Source organism: Erwinia plantamica (genome assembly GCF_043420595.1).
Classification (GTDB): domain Bacteria; phylum Pseudomonadota; class Gammaproteobacteria; order Enterobacterales; family Enterobacteriaceae; genus Erwinia; species Erwinia aeris.
Genome location: NZ_JBGCUC010000013.1, coordinates 74,671 through 94,053, shown reverse-complemented (window position 1 = coordinate 94,053; position 19,383 = coordinate 74,671). Strand labels below are relative to the sequence as shown.

16 protein-coding genes and 2 tRNA genes are annotated in these 19,383 nt (G+C 55.2%); 2 read left to right on the top strand and 16 right to left on the bottom strand.

Going from position 1 to position 19,383, the window contains the following annotated elements:
• Positions 1–63 precede the first annotated feature (63 nt).
• The 10 genes from infB to rlmE form a co-directional block, all read right to left on the bottom strand.
• Positions 64–2,751 (bottom strand): translation initiation factor IF-2, encoded by a 2,688-nt coding sequence (gene infB, locus AB3U87_RS14815; protein ID WP_253457923.1) that lies wholly within the window; start codon positions 2,749–2,751, stop codon positions 64–66.
• 24 nt (positions 2,752–2,775) lie between these two features.
• The gene (nusA, locus tag AB3U87_RS14810) at positions 2,776–4,281 is read right to left on the bottom strand and encodes a transcription termination factor NusA (RefSeq protein ID WP_253457920.1); all 1,506 of its coding nucleotides are present in this window, start codon (positions 4,279–4,281) and stop codon (positions 2,776–2,778) included.
• A 24-nt stretch (positions 4,282–4,305) separates the two neighbouring features.
• A complete protein-coding gene (rimP, locus tag AB3U87_RS14805; RefSeq protein WP_148101243.1) occupies positions 4,306–4,758 on the bottom strand; it encodes a ribosome maturation factor RimP in 453 nt (150 codons plus the stop codon).
• Positions 4,759–4,966: 208 nt separating this feature from the next.
• Positions 4,967–5,043 (bottom strand) — tRNA-Met (locus AB3U87_RS14800).
• 59 nt (positions 5,044–5,102) lie between these two features.
• Positions 5,103–5,189 (bottom strand) — tRNA-Leu (locus tag AB3U87_RS14795).
• Positions 5,190–5,237: 48 nt separating this feature from the next.
• Positions 5,238–5,567 carry a preprotein translocase subunit SecG gene (gene secG, locus AB3U87_RS14790; RefSeq protein ID WP_253457917.1) on the bottom strand — a complete coding sequence of 110 codons (330 nt, stop codon included), beginning with the start codon at positions 5,565–5,567 and terminating at the stop codon, positions 5,238–5,240.
• A 260-nt stretch (positions 5,568–5,827) separates the two neighbouring features.
• Complete coding sequence (gene glmM, locus AB3U87_RS14785) at positions 5,828–7,162, bottom strand: phosphoglucosamine mutase (RefSeq protein WP_253457915.1); 1,335 nt, start codon at positions 7,160–7,162, stop codon at positions 5,828–5,830.
• 1 nt (position 7,163) lies between these two features.
• Entirely contained in the window at positions 7,164–8,000 is an 837-nt protein-coding gene (gene folP / locus AB3U87_RS14780; protein WP_253457912.1) for a dihydropteroate synthase, read from the bottom strand.
• Positions 8,001–8,084: 84 nt separating this feature from the next.
• Complete coding sequence (gene ftsH / locus AB3U87_RS14775; protein ID WP_253457909.1) at positions 8,085–9,992, bottom strand: ATP-dependent zinc metalloprotease FtsH; 1,908 nt, start codon at positions 9,990–9,992, stop codon at positions 8,085–8,087.
• Positions 9,993–10,047: 55 nt separating this feature from the next.
• Entirely contained in the window at positions 10,048–10,677 is a 630-nt protein-coding gene (gene rlmE, locus AB3U87_RS14770) for a 23S rRNA (uridine(2552)-2'-O)-methyltransferase RlmE (RefSeq protein ID WP_125287108.1), read from the bottom strand.
• A 127-nt stretch (positions 10,678–10,804) separates the two neighbouring features.
• Between rlmE and yhbY the strand changes: the two genes are divergently transcribed.
• Entirely contained in the window at positions 10,805–11,098 is a 294-nt protein-coding gene (gene yhbY, locus AB3U87_RS14765) for a ribosome assembly RNA-binding protein YhbY (protein ID WP_125287107.1), read from the top strand.
• Between the two features lie 106 nt (positions 11,099–11,204).
• Here the strand turns inward: yhbY and greA are convergent, their stop codons facing one another.
• Positions 11,205–11,681, bottom strand: coding sequence for a transcription elongation factor GreA (gene greA, locus AB3U87_RS14760; RefSeq protein ID WP_125287106.1), 477 nt, complete (start codon positions 11,679–11,681; stop codon positions 11,205–11,207).
• Between the two features lie 247 nt (positions 11,682–11,928).
• On the opposite strand from greA, the gene dacB reads away from it, so the two are divergent.
• Positions 11,929–13,362, top strand: coding sequence for a serine-type D-Ala-D-Ala carboxypeptidase (dacB, locus tag AB3U87_RS14755; RefSeq protein ID WP_301250762.1), 1,434 nt, complete (start codon positions 11,929–11,931; stop codon positions 13,360–13,362).
• Positions 13,363–13,395: 33 nt separating this feature from the next.
• Here the strand turns inward: dacB and AB3U87_RS14750 are convergent, their stop codons facing one another.
• The 5 genes from AB3U87_RS14750 to rplU form a co-directional block, all read right to left on the bottom strand.
• Positions 13,396–15,660 carry a TonB-dependent siderophore receptor gene (locus AB3U87_RS14750; RefSeq protein WP_477181478.1) on the bottom strand — a complete coding sequence of 755 codons (2,265 nt, stop codon included), beginning with the start codon at positions 15,658–15,660 and terminating at the stop codon, positions 13,396–13,398.
• 256 nt (positions 15,661–15,916) lie between these two features.
• The gene (fepB, locus tag AB3U87_RS14745) at positions 15,917–16,882 is read right to left on the bottom strand and encodes a Fe2+-enterobactin ABC transporter substrate-binding protein (RefSeq protein WP_394149533.1); all 966 of its coding nucleotides are present in this window, start codon (positions 16,880–16,882) and stop codon (positions 15,917–15,919) included.
• 209 nt (positions 16,883–17,091) lie between these two features.
• The gene (gene cgtA, locus AB3U87_RS14740; RefSeq protein ID WP_253457900.1) at positions 17,092–18,270 is read right to left on the bottom strand and encodes an Obg family GTPase CgtA; all 1,179 of its coding nucleotides are present in this window, start codon (positions 18,268–18,270) and stop codon (positions 17,092–17,094) included.
• A gap of 281 nt (positions 18,271–18,551) precedes the next feature.
• A complete protein-coding gene (rpmA, locus tag AB3U87_RS14735; RefSeq protein ID WP_012666719.1) occupies positions 18,552–18,809 on the bottom strand; it encodes a 50S ribosomal protein L27 in 258 nt (85 codons plus the stop codon).
• A 15-nt stretch (positions 18,810–18,824) separates the two neighbouring features.
• Positions 18,825–19,136, bottom strand: a complete 312-nt coding sequence (gene rplU, locus AB3U87_RS14730) for a 50S ribosomal protein L21 (protein ID WP_125287102.1) — start codon at positions 19,134–19,136, stop codon at positions 18,825–18,827.
• Between the last annotated feature and the right edge of the window lie 247 nt (positions 19,137–19,383).

Sequence of the window (19,383 nt, the reverse complement as noted above, 5' to 3'; positions counted from 1 at the left end):
TTATTCTCTCCAAATAAATACGGGAGGCGCAAAGGCCTCCCGAACAGGTTGGTCAGGCAACCATTAAGCGATGGTACGCTGGATTTCGATGATCTCGAAGACTTCGATCATATCGCCAACACGCACATCGTTGTAGTTCTTCACGCCGATACCACATTCCATGCCGTTACGGACTTCGTTAACGTCATCCTTGAAGCGGCGCAGGGATTCCAGCTCGCCTTCATAGATAACCACGTTGTCGCGCAGCACGCGGATTGGGTTGTGACGCTTAATGTTGCCTTCCGTCACCATACAGCCGGCAACCGCGCCAAACTTAGGTGATTTGAACACGTCACGCACTTCGGCCAGGCCGGTGATCTGGTGCTTGTATTCCGGCGCCAGCATACCGCTCATCGCCTGCTTCACTTCGTCAATCAGGTTATAGATGACGGAGTAGTAACGCAGATCCAGGCTTTCTGAATCGATCACGCGGCGCGCGGACGCGTCGGCACGAACGTTAAAGCCTACCAGGATGGCGTTGGAAGCCGCAGCCAGCGTGGCGTCGGTCTCGGTGATACCACCTACGCCGGAGCCAACGATTTTCACTTTCACTTCGTCAGTGGAAAGCTTCATCAGCGAGTCGGCGATAGCTTCGACAGAACCCTGTACGTCCGCTTTCAGCACGATGTTCAGCTCGGAAACTTCGCCTTCGGTCATGTTAGCAAACATGTTCTCCAGCTTGGATTTCTGCTGACGCGCCAGCTTAACTTCACGGAATTTGCCCTGACGATAGAGCGCCACTTCACGCGCTTTCTTCTCGTCACGCACCACGGTCGCTTCATCACCGGCAGCAGGCACGCCTGACAGGCCCAGGATTTCGACCGGGATCGAAGGACCCGCAGTCAGCACTTCGCGGCCCAGCTCGTCACGCATCGCACGCACACGGCCATACTCGAAGCCGCACAGCACGATATCGCCTTTGTTCAGCGTACCTTCACGTACCAGCACGGTAGCAACAGGGCCGCGACCTTTATCCAGGAAGGATTCGATCACGACGCCGCTGGCCATACCCTGACGAACAGCGGTCAGCTCCAGGACTTCAGCCTGCAGCAGGATAGCGTTCAGCAGGTCGTCGATACCGGTTCCGGCTTTCGCGGAAACGTTAACGAACATGTTCTCGCCGCCCCACTCTTCCGGAATGATACCGTACTGAGTCAGTTCGTTTTTAACGCGATCCGGATCGGCTTCTGGCTTATCGCACTTGTTCACCGCAACCACAACCGGCACTTTCGCCGCTTTGGCGTGCTGGATAGCTTCGATGGTCTGTGGCATCACGCCGTCATCGGCGGCGACAACCAGGATAACGATATCCGTTGCCTGAGCACCACGAGCACGCATTGCGGTAAACGCGGCGTGGCCAGGGGTATCCAGGAAGGTCACCATACCGTTGTCGGTTTCGACGTGGTAAGCACCGATGTGCTGGGTAATGCCGCCCGCTTCGCCAGAGGCGACTTTAGTGGAGCGAATGTAGTCCAGCAGTGAGGTTTTACCGTGGTCAACGTGGCCCATGATGGTCACGACCGGCGCACGGGATTCCATGGCCGCATCGGTATCACGATCGCTCATTACCGCTTCTTCCAGCTCGTTCTCGCGGCGCAGCGTCACTTTGTGACCCATCTCTTCCGCGACCATCTGGGCAGTTTCCTGATCGATAACCTGGTTGATGGTGGCCATAGCGCCCATTTTCATCATCGCTTTGATGACCTGGGAGCCTTTCACCGCCATCTTGTTAGCCAGTTCCGCTACGGTGATGGTTTCACCGATAACCACGTCACGGTTAACAGCCTGAGCCGGCTTGTTGAAGCCCTGCTGCAGCGTACTCTTACGCTTGCCGCCTTTACCGCCACGGAATTGCGCACGCGCTTCTTCACGGTCGGTTTTCGCTTCGGAATGCTTGTTGCCTTTCTTACGCTGTGGGGCTTTAGCCGGACGAGCAGCGCGAGTGCGGCGATCGCCTTCAACCTGCGCATCGTTCTCGTCTTCTGCCGCACGGGCGTGGGTAGAGGTGGTCACGTGATAGTCAGAAGTGTCTTCCACTTCTTTCTCCGCTTCCGCCCATTCTGAACCTTTTTCTTCCGCCATTTTACGGGCCTCTTCCGCTACGCGCTTCGCTTCTTCTTCGATCTTGCGACGCGCTTCTTCTTCAGCTTTACGCTTCAGTTCAGCGGCTTCCGCTTCACGACGGGCTTTATCAGACTGTTGATTGCGGGTCATATCGTCGGTTTGTTGGTTGCTCACTTTGTCTTTTTCCGCTGCTTCACGCCTGGCTTTCTCTGCCGCCTCACGTTTAGCCTGCTCCTCGGCTTCACGCTGCGCTTTTTCTTGAGCTTCGCGCTGGGCTTTTTCTTCAGCCTCGCGACGAGCCATTTCTTCCGCTTCGCGCTGTGCCTGCTCTTCTGCTTCTGCCTGAGCGGCTTCTGCAGGATCGCCTTTTACATAGGTGCGTTTTTTGCGGACTTCGATTTGCACCGATTTACTTTTACCGCCGGTGCCCGGAATATTCAAGGTGCTGCGCGTTTTGCGCTGTAAGGTCAGTTTACCAGAACCGCCATTGTTGTCGCGATTCAGGTGCGTCAGGAGCGTCTCTTTTTCCTGCTGGGTCACAGAGTCGGTTTCAGACTTGCGGATCCCTGCATCAGCAAATTGCTGTACCAGGCGTTCTACCGGTGTCTGAATCTCTGCCGCCAGCGATTTTACAGTTACATCTGTCATGCTGTTCCTTCCTGCTACAGTTTATTACGCGTCGTCGCCGAACCAGCAGATATTTCGTGCAGCCATAATCAGCTCGCCGGCCCTTTCGTCGTTCAGGCCTTCAATATCTGTCAGATCGTCAACACCCTGCTCGGCAAGATCTTCCAGCGTGCAAACGCCAATCGCTGCCAGCTTAAATGCCAGCTCGCGGTCAAGACCTTCCAGGTTCAGCAGATCTTCTGCCGGCTGTTTGTCGCCCAGACTCTCGGCTTTTTCCAGAGCAAGGGTGGTTAACGCATTTTTCGCACGATCGCGCAGCGCTTCTACTGTCTCTTCATCCAGACCGTCGATTTCCAACAGCTCGTTGATAGGCACGTATGCCAGCTCTTCCAGAGAAGAGAAGCCTTCTTCAACCAGCACGGTTGCGAAATCTTCATCAATATCGAGATGTTTGGTAAAGACGTCGATGGCAGCGTGGGCTTCAGCCTGGTGCTTGGCCTGCAGATCGTCGACCGTCATCACGTTCAGCTCCCAGCCACTCAGCTGCGAAGCCAGACGCACGTTTTGGCCGTTACGGCCAATCGCCTGAGCCAGATTTCCGGCTTCTACGGCGATATCCATGGTGTGATTATCTTCATCCACCACGATAGAGGCGACGTCCGCCGGGGCCATCGCATTGATCACGAACTGCGCAGGATTGTCATCCCACAGCACGATATCAATACGTTCGCCACCCAGCTCGCTGGACACCGCCTGAACTCGCGCACCGCGCATACCCACGCAGGCGCCGACCGGGTCGATACGCTTGTCGTTGGTTTTTACGGCGATCTTGGCACGGGAGCCTGGATCGCGCGCGGCAGCTTTAATCTCAATCACTTCTTCAGCAATTTCCGGCACTTCAATGCGGAACAGTTCGATTAGCATCTCCGGTTTGGAGCGCGTAACGAACAGCTGTGCACCACGCGCTTCCGGCCGTACTGCATAGAGTACGCCGCGGATGCGGTCGCCCGGACGGAAGTTTTCACGCGGCAGCATATCTTCACGAATGATTACCGCTTCCGCATTGGTATTAGAACCATCGGTTGGGCGCACTTCGAGAGAGATGTTGTCGCGGTTCACTTTCTTCACGACGCCGGTGATGATCTCACCTTCCTGCTCGCGGAACTGGTCAACGACCATCGCGCGTTCTGCCTCGCGCACTTTCTGCACGATAACCTGTTTTGCCGTCTGCGTGGTGATACGGTCAAAGGTGACAGATTCGATCTGATCTTCAACATAATCGCCCAGATTCAGCGATTCGTCTTCGAATCGCGCGGCATCCAGGGTGATTTCACGCGTTGGCATGGTGACTTCGTCAACAATGACCCAGCGGCGAAACGTGTCAAAATCGCCGCTTTTGCGATCGATGCTGACGCGGACGTCGATTTCCTGCTCGTACTTTTTCTTGGTAGCCGTGGACAGCGCGCTCTCCAGCGCTTCGAAAATCTTCTCGCGCGGGAGGGATTTCTCGTTCGATACTGCCTCGACTACAGCTAAGATTTCTTTGTTCATCCTGGTATGCCTCAATCCGGACTTTTAAAAGTGGGGAACCAGGTTCGCCTTCTGGATGTTACTCAGCGCGAACACTTCGTCGTTACCCTCAACGGCAACGGTTACCATTTCACCATCTACGGATTTAATGATTCCCTGCCACTTGCGGCGGTTCTGTACGGCCATACGCAGCACCAGGCTTACTTCCTCGCCGGTGAATCGCGCGTAGTGCTCTGCGGTAAAGAGTGGGCGCTCAAGGCCTGGCGAGGAGACTTCAAGGTTATAAGCCACGGTGATGGGATCTTCAACATCAAACACCGCGCTGACCTGGTGGCTGACATCAGCACAATCATCAACATTGATGCCATCTTCACTATCAATATAGATGCGCAGCGTAGATGTGCGACCGCGAACGAACTCAATGCCAACCAGCTCGTAGCCCAGCGCTTCTACCGGTGCCGTAATCAGCTCTGTTAATTTTTGCTCTAATGTGGACAATCCCACCCCCAAGACATAAAAAAAGGGCTTAATAGCCCAGTATGCTGTTTCCTGATAACAAAAAACCCCGATAAATCGGGGCTTTATGCGACTGGACCCTGTACGCCATAAATGGCGGTTCGGCACAATCCATAGAATTTTTTTCAAAATTCGCTGTTAGCGCCGTGCAATGCATACAGTATATTTGAAAAAGAACTCTAAGGGAAAGTGGTTGCGGGGGCCGGATTTGAACCGACGACCTTCGGGTTATGAGCCCGACGAGCTACCAGGCTGCTCCACCCCGCGTCCGAAAACGTGGCAAATACTACGCCGATCTTGCATAAAATGCAAGCAAAACTGAGATTTGGTACCGAGGACGGGACTTGAACCCGTAAGCCCATGCGGGCACTACCACCTCAAGGTAGCGTGTCTACCAATTCCACCACCACGGCACTAAAAGGTTGCGACTTTTTCTTTTCTGTCGCGTCGAAATTTACAGCTTACTGTGGGATATCGCTACCCGGCGCGGCCGGTTTCGCTGGCTGACTCTGCTGCTGTGCAGGCTGAGACAGATTTTCCCACTCGCTTCCTTTCTGCGTTTTGTTGCTGTTCAGGTTGCCCAGGATCAGACTGATTACAAAGAACAGCGTCGCCAGCACTGCGGTCATACGGGTCATAAAGTTGCCAGAACCGTTAGAGCCGAACAGCGTTGCTGAAGAACCTGCACCGAACGATGCGCCCATATCAGCGCCTTTACCTTGCTGCAGCATGATCAGACCTACAAGGCCGATTGCCACAATAAGGAAAACTACCAAAAGAGCTTCGTACATAATCAACCTGTTTCCTTGCGCGTTATCGCGCATTTAAGCTTCAAAACCAGTGAGCAGATAGCGTTGTCGCTACCCATCAGAAGCGGGTGTGAATACTAACCAAAGCGGCCTGATTGCGCAAGGGCAATTTAGCACGGCCACGTCAATTGCAGAAAAAAGCGGCAAAAGCGACGGCAAAGCTGAAAAAAGCGCCAACTATCACACGGCTACGACGCTTTCAGCCGGGCACCCTGTCGTGCCCGGCCCGGTTATTATTTGCCTCAGACAGCCTTGACCGCATCGGCAATGCGGTGTGCCAGCGACGTGACCTGCGCTTCGTCTTCGCCTTCCACCATCACGCGGATCAGCGGCTCGGTGCCCGATTTACGCAGCAGGACGCGACCACGCCCTTTCAGTTCTTTTTCCGCTTCGGCCGTCACCGCTTTCACCTGCGCATCTTCCAGCGGATCGGTTGCGCCGCTAAAGCGCACGTTCACCAGGATCTGCGGCAGCAGCTTCATGCCGCTGCACAGGTCGTGCAGGCTCATATGGTTGCGTACCATGGCAGTGAGTACCTGCAAACCTGCCACAATGCCGTCGCCGGTAGTGGTCTTGTCCAGCAGGATAACGTGACCGGAGTTTTCCGCGCCCAGCCGCCAGCCTTTCTCCTGCAGCTTCTCCAGCACGTAGCGGTCGCCCACTTTCGCCCTGGCGAAAGGAATGCCCAGCTGTTTCAGCGCCAGCTCAAGCCCCATATTGCTCATCAGCGTGCCTACCACGCCGCCGCGCAGCTGGCCCTGGCGCAAGCCTTCGCGAGCCACGATATAGAGGATCTGATCGCCGTCGACCTTTTCACCCAAGTGATCGACCATCATGATACGGTCGCCGTCGCCGTCATAGGCCAGCCCGATATCGGCTTTTTCGGCCAGTACGCGAGCCTGCAGCTGGCGAAGATCGGTTGCGCCGCATTCCTTGTTGATGTTCATTCCGTCCGGATTGACGCCAAGGGTAATCACTTCCGCCCCCAGCTCGCGCAGCACGTTTGGCGCAATGTGATAGGTGGCGCCGTTGGCGCAGTCCACCACGATTTTCAGGCCGTTCAGGCTCAGCTCGCTGGGGAAGGTGCCTTTACAGAATTCGATATAGCGGCCTGCGGCATCCACAATACGGCTGGCGCGTCCCAGCTCGGCAGAGTCAACGCAGGTAATGGGCTTTTCCATTTCCGCTTCAATCGCTTCTTCGACCTCATCCGGCAGCTTGGTGCCGTCGATCGAAAAGAATTTGATGCCGTTGTCGTCGAAAGGGTTATGCGACGCGGAAATCACAATACCCGCTTCCGCGCGGAAAGTGCGGGTCAAATAGGCGATAGCGGGCGTCGGCATTGGGCCGGTAAAAGCGGCTGACAAACCTGCCGCCGCCAGGCCTGCTTCCAGCGCGGATTCCAGCATGTAGCCGGAAATACGCGTGTCCTTACCAATAATAATTTTTTTTGAGCCGTTGCGCGCCAGCACTTTGCCTGCCGCCCAGCCCAGCTTCAGAACGAAGTCTGGGGTAATCGGCGTTTCGCCGACCTTGCCACGAATGCCATCTGTACCAAAATATTTACGGTTGCTCATGCTACTTTTCCTTCGCTGACAGTGTCGCCTCGACGACGCGCATCGCCTCAACGGTTTCTTTAACATCGTGAACGCGCAAAATATGCGCGCCCTGCATAGCGGCAATAACCGCGCAGGCCAGGCTGCCCGTCAGCCGCTGCGTCGGCCCGACGTTCAACAGCTGCCCAATCATACTTTTGCGTGACATGCCGACCAGCAGCGGCAGCCCAAAGCGGTGAAAATCGGCCAGGTGCGCTAACAGTTGGTAATTGTGGGAGAGATTCTTACCGAAACCGAATCCCGGGTCGAGCAGCAGCTGCGTTTTTTTGATCCCCGCCGCCTCGCAGCGAGCGATCTGCTCCACGAAAAAGGCGTCCACTTCCTGCAACAAATGACGATACTGAGGGGACTGCTGCATCGTTTTAGGATCGCCCTGCATATGCATCAGGCAGACCGGCAGCCCCGTCTCTGCCGCCGCTTCCAGCGCGCCGGGTTTCTGCAGGGAGCGGATATCGTTAATGATATGCGCGCCAGCCTTTGCGGCTTCCCGGATAACCTCCGGGCTGGAGGTATCCACAGAGATCCATACCTCAAAGCGCTGCGAGATAGCTTCCACAACGGGGATAACGCGCGCCAGCTCCTGTTCAACGCTGACCTCATCCGCTCCCGGACGCGTAGATTCGCCGCCGATATCAATGATGGTCGCGCCAGCGTTAATCATGCCGTTAGCGTGCGTCAGGGCCTGCACTAAATCGTTATGCTTGCCGCCGTCCGAAAAAGAGTCCGGCGTCACGTTCAGAATACCCATAACGTGAGGATGAGTCATATCGAGCACGGAATCTCGGGCGTGAAGCTTCATGGCGGCGGTTCTCCTTCAGTGTGGTGAGATAATCATAAAAAAAAACCCCGGTCATCGCCGGGGTTTGTTGTTGCTCGGTCACGCTTACATGGTGTTACCAGGGTTTGGCGTACGCGGTTCGTCGACCGGACGCGGCGCCTTAGGCGTACCGTTGTCAGAGCTGCTGCTGCCCGGATCTTCCCAACCGGCTGGCGGACGCACTTCGCGGCGAGCCATCAGGTCGTCGATCTGAGGCGCATCAATGGTTTCATACTTCATCAGCGCGTCTTTCATCGCGTGAAGGATGTCCATATTCTCGTTCAGGATACGGCGGGCGCGCTGGTAGTTGCCTTCGATCAGCGCTTTCACTTCCTGATCGATAATGCGTGCCGTTTCATCAGACATATGCTTCGCTTTCGCGACGGAACGTCCCAGGAACACTTCGCCCTCTTCTTCCGCATAAAGCAGCGGACCCAGCTTCTCGGAGAAGCCCCATTGCGTAACCATGTTACGTGCAATGGAGGTCGCTACTTTGATGTCGTTAGACGCGCCGGTAGACACATGCTCTACGCCATAGATGATCTCTTCCGCCAGGCGGCCGCCGTAAAGCGTGGAGATCTGGCTTTCCAGCTTCTGACGGCTGGCGCTGATAGCATCGCCTTCCGGCAGGAAGAAGGTCACGCCCAGCGCACGGCCACGTGGAATAATCGTGACTTTGTGTACCGGATCGTGTTCTGGCACCAGACGGCCGATAATGGCATGGCCCGCTTCGTGATAAGCGGTAGATTCTTTCTGCGCTTCCGTCATCACCATGGAGCGACGTTCCGCACCCATCATGATTTTGTCTTTCGCTTTCTCGAACTCAACCATTGAAACCACGCGCTTGTTGCCGCGGGCGGCAAACAGAGCGGCTTCGTTCACCAGGTTTGCCAGATCGGCACCGGAGAAGCCCGGCGTACCGCGTGCGATAACCAGCGCATCAATGTCGGTAGCCAGCGGCACGCGACGCATATGCACTTTCAGGATCTGCTCACGGCCACGCACGTCTGGCAGACCGACCACAACCTGACGGTCGAAACGGCCCGGACGCAGCAGCGCAGGGTCAAGCACGTCAGGACGGTTAGTTGCCGCGATGACGATAATGCCTTCGTTGCCTTCAAAGCCGTCCATCTCAACCAGCATCTGGTTCAGCGTTTGCTCACGTTCATCGTGACCACCGCCCAGACCCGCGCCGCGCTGACGACCTACCGCATCGATCTCATCGATAAAGATGATGCACGGCGCCGCCTTCTTGGCTTGTTCAAACATATCGCGTACGCGGGATGCGCCCACGCCGACAAACATTTCAACGAAGTCAGAACCGGAGATAGTAAAGAAAGGCACTTTCGCTTCACCCGCGATGGCTTTCGCCAGCAGGGTTTTACCGGTACCCGGAGGACCGACCATCAGCACGCCTTTTGGAATTTTACCGCCCAGCTTCTGGAAACGGCTCGGCTCGCGCAGGTATTCCACCAGCTCGGCGACTTCCTCTTTCGCTTCGTCACAGCCTGCAACGTCCGAAAACGTCGTCTTGATCTGATCTTCCGTCAGCATACGGGCTTTGCTTTTGCCGAAGGACATCGCGCCCTTGCCGCCGCCGCCCTGCATCTGACGCATAAAGAAAATCCACACGCCGATCAATAGCAGCATCGGGAACCATGAAATGAAGATGGAAGCCAGCAGGCTTGGCTCTTCAGGCGGTTCGCCTACCACTTTGACATTTTTGGTCAACAGGTTATCGAGCAACTTAGGATCGTTGACGGGGATGTAGGTGGTGTATTTGTTGCTGTCTTTTTTGACAACGTTGATTTCACGCCCGTTAATACGTGCCTCGCGGACCTGATCCTGGTTCACTTCCGACAGGAAGGTTGAGTAATCAACCCTACGGCCATTTGACTCGCTGGGCCCAAAGCTCTGGAAGACCGACATCAGCACGACTGCGATGACTAGCCAGAGAATCAGGTTTTTCGCCATGTCACTCAAGGGATTAACCTCTTATTACAACTGTGTTAACAGACAGCGTAGGGTACTATAGTTTGCGCCCTGTCGCTACAATGTACACTTCACGTGAACGAGAACGTGAAGCGTCCGGCTTACGAATTTTCACTTTCGTAAACAGGGAGCGAATTTCCCGGAGGTAATCTTCAAAGCCATCTCCCTGAAACACCTTCACTAAAAAACTGCCGCCGGGTGCCAGAACGTCCCGGCACATCTCCAGCGCAAGCTCAACCAGATACATTGACCTTGGAATATCTACCGCCGGCGTTCCCGTCATGTTGGGCGCCATATCGGACATTACTACCTGCACTTTGGTATCGCCAACGCGATCCATAAGCGCTTTCAGCACCAGTTCATCACGAAAATCGCCCTGAAGGAAATCGACGCCGACGATAGGATCCATCGGCAGGATATCACAGGCAATCACGCGACCTTTTGATCCAATTTGCGTCACCACATACTGAGACCATCCGCCTGGCGCCGCACCGAGATCGACAACCGTCATCCCCGGCTTAAACAGCTTGTCACCCTGCTGTATTTCATCAAGTTTAAACCAGGCGCGCGAACGCAGCCCTTTTTTCTGCGCCTGCAGCACATATTTATCGCTAAAGTGTTCCTGTAGCCAGCGGCTGGAACTGGCCGAACGCTTTTTACCAGTCATACAATTTCCAACTATGATTCAACGTATGCGATAAATAAACCGCACAAATCAGCATGCCGATTTGGTGATATACCCGAGATGGCGGTAGAATGACCCGTTTTCAATCCCAATGTAAGTAAAAAATACGATGAATCTGAGTACCAAACAAAAACAGCACCTGAAAGGACTGGCCCATCCGCTGAAGCCTGTCGTGATGTTAGGCAACAACGGTCTGACCGAAGGGGTGCTGGCCGAAATCGAACAGGCACTGGAGCACCATGAGCTCATCAAGGTAAAAATCGCGACGGAAGACCGTGAGACAAAAACCCTGGTGGTAGAGGCTATCGTGCGCGAAACCAAAGCCGCAAACGTGCAGGTTATCGGCAAGACGCTGGTGCTGTACCGTCCGACGAAGGAACGTAAAATCGCTCTTCCTCGCTAAAAGCTAGCCGCAGAAGAAAGTGACACGCTCGTGATGTCAGGAAAAGGCCGCAAAGCGGCCTTTTTCTTTTCTTTACACTATGTCTGAAAAATAGCTTAAGAGTAAATCAGATATACTCTATTTTCAGAATTTCATACTCAACGTCGCCGCCCGGCGTTTTAATGATGGCCACATCATCCACTTCTTTGCCGATCAAACCGCGCGCCATCGGCGAGTTAACAGAAATCAGATTTTGTTTAAAGTCCGCTTCGTCATCGCCTACGATACGGTAGGTCGACTCCTCATCCGTGTCCACGTTCAATACGGTAACGGTAGCGCCAAAGATCACGCGACCATTCGCATTCATTTTAGTGACGTCAATCACCTGAGCGTTGGACAGCTTGGCTTCGATTTCCTGAATACGACCTTCACAGAAGCCCTGCTCTTCGCGTGCGGCGTGGTACTCTGCATTTTCTTTCAGGTCGCCATGCTCGCGTGCTTCCGCGATAGAGGCAATAATTCTGGGGCGTTTAACGGTTTTCAGCTCTTCAAGCTCTTCGCGCAGTCTCTCGGCGCCCCTTAGCGTCATCGGAATCTGATTCATCTCAATACCTCGTCAACTGATCCTGTGCAAAATTTTCGTCATCCTGACAGGTAAGTGCAGAAAAAGCGTTCTGCGGCGCTTGCCACTGATTTACAAACGAAAGAAACCTGGCCCGGAGGAAACCCAGGGCCTGGTGGTTTTGCATTTTGATACGTATTTTACCCCAGAGTTCCCTATGGGTCATCGTTTACTTTCCACCATGATGCACCGTAGTATGGCAACATCACCTGCCAGTAAACGCGAGATTATGCGATTTTCACGAATTGTTACCGGCTTAGCTTGCGCATTTATGCTGAATGCCAACGCGGCCACGGTCGAAGACTATATGCAGTATCTGCCCGATGGCGCGAATCTGGCGCTGATTGTGCAAAAAGTCGGCGCGGATACGCCTTCTATTGATTATCACAGCAAGCAGATGGCGCTGCCCGCCAGTACGATGAAAGTCATTACCGCGCTGGCCGCCCTGCTCCAGCTTGGGCCGGAATACCGTTTTCATACGCAGCTGGAAAGTAAAGGCTCCATCAGCAACGGGACGCTAAAAGGCGACCTTGTGGCGCGATTCGGCGGCGATCCGACGTTAACGCGTCAGGATCTGCGCAATATGGTTGCCGTCTTAAAAAAGCAGGGCGTCGACCATATTCAGGGTAACCTGGTGATCGACACCTCGGTGTTCGCCAGCCATGATAAAGCGCCGGGCTGGCCGTGGAACGATATGACGCAGTGCTTCAGCGCGCCGCCCGCGGCCGCTATCGTGGATCGTAACTGTTTCTCCGTTTCGCTCTACAGCGCGCAGACGCCGGGCGAAAAAGCCTTTATTCGCGTGGCTTCGTTCTATCCGGTCAATATGTTCAGCCAGGTACGCACGCTGGCGCGCGGTTCGTCGGAAGCGCAATATTGTGAGCTGGACGTGGTGCCTGGCGAGCTGAACCGCTTTACGCTGACCGGCTGCATGAGCCAGCGCGCTGAACCTCTGCCGCTGGCCTTTGCTATTCAGGATGGTGCCAGCTACGCCGGTGCGATCCTGAAAGGAGAACTGCAACAGGCCGGTATCGACTATTCCGGGCATCTGGTGCGGCAGACGCTGGCGACGCCGCCGGCCACCGTACTGGCTGAGACGCAGTCCGCGCCGCTGCACGATCTGCTGAAGATTATGCTGAAGAAGTCGGACAACATGATTGCCGATACGGTGTTCCGCACCATTGGTCATGAGCGTTTTGGCGTTCCCGGCACGTGGCGAGCCGGTTCTGATGCTATCCGTCAGATCCTGCGGCAAAAAGCCAATATCGATATGGGCAACAGCATTCAGGTGGATGGTTCCGGCCTGTCGCGTCACGACCTGATTTCGCCCGATACCATGATGCAGGTGCTGCAATACATTGCGCAAAACGATCAGCAGCTGAACTATATTTCCATGCTGCCGCTGGCAGGCTACGACGGTACGCTGCGCTATCGCGGTGGCCTGCATGAAGCCGGCGTAGATGGTAAAGTTTCGGCGAAAACGGGATCGTTACAGGGCGTGTATAACCTGGCGGGCTTTATTACCACCGCCAGCGGCAAGCGGGTCGCCTTTGTGCAATATCTTTCGGGCTATGCGGTGCCGCCGCAGAATTTCAAGCAGCGTCGCATTCCGCTGGTTCGCTTTGAAAGCCGCCTTTATAAAGATATTTATCAGAATTATTAAGATTAAGGGCGGGATTATCTCCCGCCCTTTTTATCAAAAATGCGTATTCAGACTCATATAATAAGTCCTGCCTGACTCGTTAAAGGTATTGGCGCCTGCGCCATACATATAGGCGCCGGTCGTCGAATTACCCGTGGTTTGCGCATTGCCCTCGCGGAAATGACGCTTATCGAACAGGTTATCGATACCCACGGTCACGCTGGCGTACTTATTCACATCATAGGTGCCGCTAAGTCCCAAAATGGAATACGGGCTGACCGTGGATTTTTCTGTTCCGCTTACCGCTTCTCCCTTATAGTTATACTTCTTCGGCGTCTGCCGACCGTACCAGGTAAAGGTGGTTTGCAGCGACAGATCCTGCGTCGCCTGCCAGGAGAGCGTCGAATTCAGCGTATATTCCGGGATAACAGACAGGCGATCGCCCGTGGTTTTGTTTTTGCTTTGCAGCATATAGGTCAGGTTATTGTTCCAGCTGATGGCTTCCGTCACCGGCAGGTTCACCGTTCCTTCCAGCCCTTCCACCACGGCTTTTGGCACGTTTTCCCATTTGTAAATGTCGGTGCTGCCGGTAGAGCCTGTCGGCACGTAACCCGATTCGATCTTGTCGCGGTAGTCGTTGCGGAACCAGGTCAAACCGGCCTGATAGCCCTCATGCTTATACTCCACGCCCACTTCTTTATTGATGCTGGTTTCGGCTTTAAGGTCGTCGTTACCCATCAGGTAGCAGGCGCCGGCGCTGTCGGCACAGCCCTGACCACGGCTGTAAAGCACGTAGTTCGGGTTGGTTTGGTAGAGGCTCGGCGCTTTATAGGCTCTGGCGATCCCCAGCTTCAGCGTAAAGTCGTCCGCCAGGATCTGCGAAAGATTCAGCGACGGGCTCCAGTTATTGCCGACGATGCTGTGATGATCGAAGCGCAGCCCCGGCACCAGCGTGGTGCTGTCGGTCAGTTCCATATTGTCTTCCGCAAACAGCGAGAAGATTTCTGCCGAGGAGTAAGGGCTGCGGTTAGTGCTGCTGATGCCGTCGATAGCGCCGCCAGAGAGCGCCTGAGTATTAGAGGCGCCATCCTTCATGCGCTGCTGGTTCCATTCGGCGCCAAACGTCGCGGTCTGGTTAACCAGAAACTCAAAGGGCACGCTGACTTCGCTGTGCAGCAGCACGTCGTTGAGCTCGATAGTGGAGAACCCGCTGTCTGAGAAGATCCCTTCCGTACCGCCTGCCAGTCCTTCGTTCATCCGCGAGTTGCGCGTATTCTCATACTGCGCATAGCTGCGCGTGCTGACGCCATTATCCCAGACGCCGGTCCAGGTGACCGCATAGTCCTGACGATACAAACGGTTAGTTTCATCGCCGTATTTGCTCTGCACCAGCGCGCTGGTATTGGTGTTTTGGGTATCGCCTGCATAGAGATTACCCTGACGGCTGTAGCCCGCGCTAAACTCCAGGTTCTGATTGGTCGCAAACTCCCAGCGCAGCTTGCCGTGTATATCTTTATTCACCACGCCTTCGCGTCCCGCCGGAACGGTATCGGCATAGGTGCCGGTGCGCAGCGACTGATGACCTTCGTTAATAAACTGCGCGTCCGCCTGCGTCTTGCTCAGGTTGCCCCACAGCGAGAAGCTGACATCATCGCCCATCGGGCCGCTCAAAGAGAAGTTAGAGCGTTTGGTGGAGCCTTCGGATTTATGCTCCGGCATATTCAGGTAGGTGTTCCAGCTGCCGTGCCACTCGTTGCCGGTCTGTTTGGTGATGATATTCACCACGCCGCCCGCCGCGCCGTTGCCATAGCGTGCCGCCGCCGGGCCGCGGATCACTTCGATATGGTCAACCATTTCCGGCGGCACCCAGTTGGTATCGCCACGCGTGTCGCGTTCGCCGCGCCAGCCCAGACGTACCGAGTTGCGGCTGGCGACCGGCATTCCGTCGATCAGGATCAGCGTATTTTCTGGCCCCATACCGCGAATGTCGATCTGACGGTTATTGCCGCGCTGGCCGCTGGTGGAGTTGCCGGTAAGGTTAACGCCCGGCATGGTACGGATGATTTCAGAAAGATCGCGTGAAGGCGGCCGTTTTTTGATTTCGTCGGCGGTGATGGTGGATACGCCCGGCGCCTGCAAATTTTGCTGCTCCGCCGTGACCATCAGCGTACCGCCTTCCGCATCGACATGTTCGCCGGAGGCCGCCGCCGCGGGCGCCTCTGCTTCAGCGTTAGTTTGGGTGCTATCGTCCGCCGTTGCGCCTGCCATTGCGCCCAGGCCAAGCAAAATTGCCAGTGAGAGTCTTGATAATGTGTTCAACGTTCTCATTCCCTGTAGATCCGCCTCCGCCAGTCTCTACAGAGGCAAGTAGATAAATAAACAGGCGTTGCTGTCCGCCCACGCCTGGTTTGCGGTACGCACGGGCGTCTCTGACCAGGCGGCCATACATTATTTCAAATGCAAACAATTATCAATTCGATTGTTTGTCGTATTCTTATTAGCGTGATGATTTTGTGAGCAGGCAGGAAAACGCAGCGGAGAGCGGATGCCTTCGCGGACGCGAAGGCATGAAAAACTATTTGCCGGAAAACAGCTGTTCCAGGCGGGTCAGGACATTGTTGGCGCTGTAGTAGTCCAGCCGGAAGCTGTCTTCGCCCAGCGCATAAACCTGCCTGTTTTTTACCGCCGGGGAGTTGGCGACCAGCGGCTCGGCCAGCAGCGCCGCCTGCTCTTTATCACCTGCGGCAAACATCAGCACGGACCGCCCCGTCAGGCCGGTGACCAGATTTTCTCCGCTTATGGGAATAATATCCCGACGCTTAAGGCGCTGGCTGGCCTGGCGTACCACGGCCGTCGGCTCAGCCAGGGTAAAGCCCAGCGATCCCAGTAGTTTTCCCTGGGCAGATTCCGGCGTCCAGAGATTGACCAGATGGATATGAGGATTATAAACCAGCGCGGAGACGGGCTGCGGCGGCAGTTGCAGCTTCGCTTTGACCTCTTTCTCCCGCTGCGCGTAGCGTTGAATCGATGCCTCCGCCTCGGTTTCTTTACCTGTGGCCTGCGCCAGCACGCGCTCTACTTCCTGCCAGCTTTTATCGTCGTAGTTAACGACCAGCGTCGGCGCCAGCGCGGCCAGACGATCGTAAAACGGCAGCGCGGAGTCGTTTCCCGTCGCGCTGACGATAATCAGATCCGGATTTTCTGCGGCAATCGCTTCAAGGTTAGGTTCGCCGCTGTAAAGGCGCTTAACGCCCTTCGCCGCCGCCACGTTCCCCCACTGACGGAAAAATCCCTGGCCGTCGGCGATACGATGGCCTGGCATGGTGGCACCGCTGGCGATAACCGGCGCGTCTATCGCCAGCAGCGAGCCGGTCAGCGTCACGCTGGTAGAGACAATCCGTTCAGGCTGCTTCTTTAGCACCATTTCGCCCTTAACGCTGGTGATATGCCGTGGCCAGCCTTCTTCGGCACGCGCTGCACCGCTCGACAGCAGCGAGAGAGCAAAAATTATCAGGGGAAACATTTGGATGGGAGTGCGCATGGATCAACTCATTCAGACGGGGCAAAGCGCGGGGCTTCGCGAAGGATCGGATAGAGCAGATGATAATGATTATCTTTATTAGCGGGAAGAAATAATTACTGCTGCGAAGGTCAACGCTCATGAAGCTGGGTTCCTGCTCAGTGAGGCTGCCATCGGTACTCCGTGCGGTTCCCATAACAGAAAGGGCGCCGATTGGCGCCCTTCAGGGATTAACGCTGGTAGATGATTTCGACGCCTTCGTCGTCTTCGTCATCCCAGTCGTCATCCCAGTCATCGTCTTCTTCCACCGCCGTTTCAGCTTCTTCCAGCTGCTGGCGATGATAGTCGTCCCACATGAACTCCACTTTTTCCGGCTGCTTCTCTTCCACTTCCGCCTCTTTTGGATTGGCGTTCAGGAAGGACATCACGTCCCAGCAAAGCGGCGTTACGCCAACGCGGTTGGCGGCAGAAATCAGATAGTATTTATCCGTCCAGCCCAGCGCATCGGCAATGGCTTTCGCACGGGATTCCGCTTCTTCCTGATCCAGCAGGTCGACCTTGTTGAAAACCAGCCAGCGAGGCTTATTGAAAAGCTTCTCGCTGTATTTTTCCAGCTCGCCCAGAATGATGCGGGCGTTTTCTACCGGATCGGTTTCATCAATTGGCGCCAGGTCGATGGTGTGCAGCAGCACGCGGCAGCGCTCAAGGTGCTTAAGGAAACGAATACCCAGACCCGCACCGTCAGAAGCGCCTTCAATCAGGCCCGGAATGTCGGCGATCACAAAGCTCTGCTCGCTGTCCATACGCACCACGCCCAGGCTAGGTACCAGGGTGGTAAACGGATAGTCGGCTACTTTAGGCTTCGCGGCGGAAACGGCGCGGATAAAGGTGGATTTACCCGCGTTCGGCAGGCCCAGCATTCCGACGTCGGCCAGCAGCATCAGCTCCAGCTGCAGATCGCGCTTCTCGCCCGGCGTTCCCATCGTTTTCTGACGAGGCGTACGGTTAACGGAAGATTTAAAGCGGGTGTTCCCCAGGCCGTGCCAGCCGCCTTTCGCGACCATTTGCAGCTGACCGTGCTTCATCATATCGCCCAGCGTTTCGCCAGTGCCCTGATCGATGATACGGGTGCCGACCGGCACTTTAATAATAATGTCTTTACCGCGTTTACCGGTGCAGTCGCGGCTCTGACCGTTCTGCCCGCGCTCGGCACGGAAAGATTTTTCAAAGCGATAATCGATAAGGGTGTTCAGGTTCTCGTCGGCCTGCATATAGACGTCACCGCCATCACCACCATCGCCGCCGTCCGGGCCGCCTCTGGGAATATATTTCTCACGACGGAAACTGACGCAGCCATTGCCGCCATCACCCGCAGCAACGAGGATCGTCGCTTCATCAACAAACTTCATGTTACTTCTCCGTAAATCATTTGCCCGCTGCTGGCAGGATGATCCGTCGTGGCTCGCAGGCCTTATGACGGCTGTCCGGGGGCGCAGCCCTCGCGTCATTTCCAGACAGGGGATCCGCCTTAAGACATCATGCAGCTGAATACAAAGTGTACAGCAAAGGGTTTTACTGGCAACCTGATTGGCGCGCCAGATGCAGAATGTAAAAAGCCCCGCAATCATAGCGGGGCTTTTTGATTCGCTGCTGAAAGCGGTATCAGGTACCGCCTTCAGGCACGAAAACCTTACTCAGCAACGATGCTGATGTATTTACGGTTGTTCGGGCCTTTCACTTCAAACAGGACCTTGCCGTTTGCCGTAGCAAACAGGGTGTGGTCACGGCCGCAGCCTACGTTGGTGCCCGCGTGGAATTTGGTGCCACGCTGACGAACGATGATGCTACCTGCCAGAACGCTTTCGCCACCGAAACGCTTAACGCCCAGGCGTTTTGCGTTGGAATCGCGGCCATTTCGAGTGGAACCGCCAGCCTTTTTATGTGCCATTTGTCAGATCTCCTCTTAGGCGCTGATGCCAGTGATCTTCACATCAGTGAACCACTGACGGTGACCCTGCTGCTTACGGTAGTGTTTACGACGACGAAACTTAACAATCTTAATTTTGTCGCCACGACCGTGAGCAATAATTTCTGCTTTGATCACGCCGCCTGAAACTAAAGGTGCGCCGATCGTTACTTCTTCGCCGTTGGCAATCATCAGAACCTGGTCGAATTCAATCGTTTCGCCGGTTGCGATGTCCAGCTTTTCCAGGCGAACGGTCTGACCTTCGCTCACTCGGTGTTGTTTACCACCACTTTGGAAAACCGCGTACATATAAACTCCGCTCTCGCGCTTGCCGTCTTGAGTTCAGGCTGCGCTATAAATATTCACAATAGGGCGCGAATTCTACGCAACTTCGCACGCGATGACAAGTGCCAGGTAGCGGGTATTGCAGAAAAAAAACGCAAAGCACAGCCAAATGTTTCACAGTCGCCATTTTCAAGTACAATCTGTTATACATTACATGCCGCAGGCACGGGTAAAGACGCTTATCATAGCCGCAAAGTGGGCAATAGCTGAA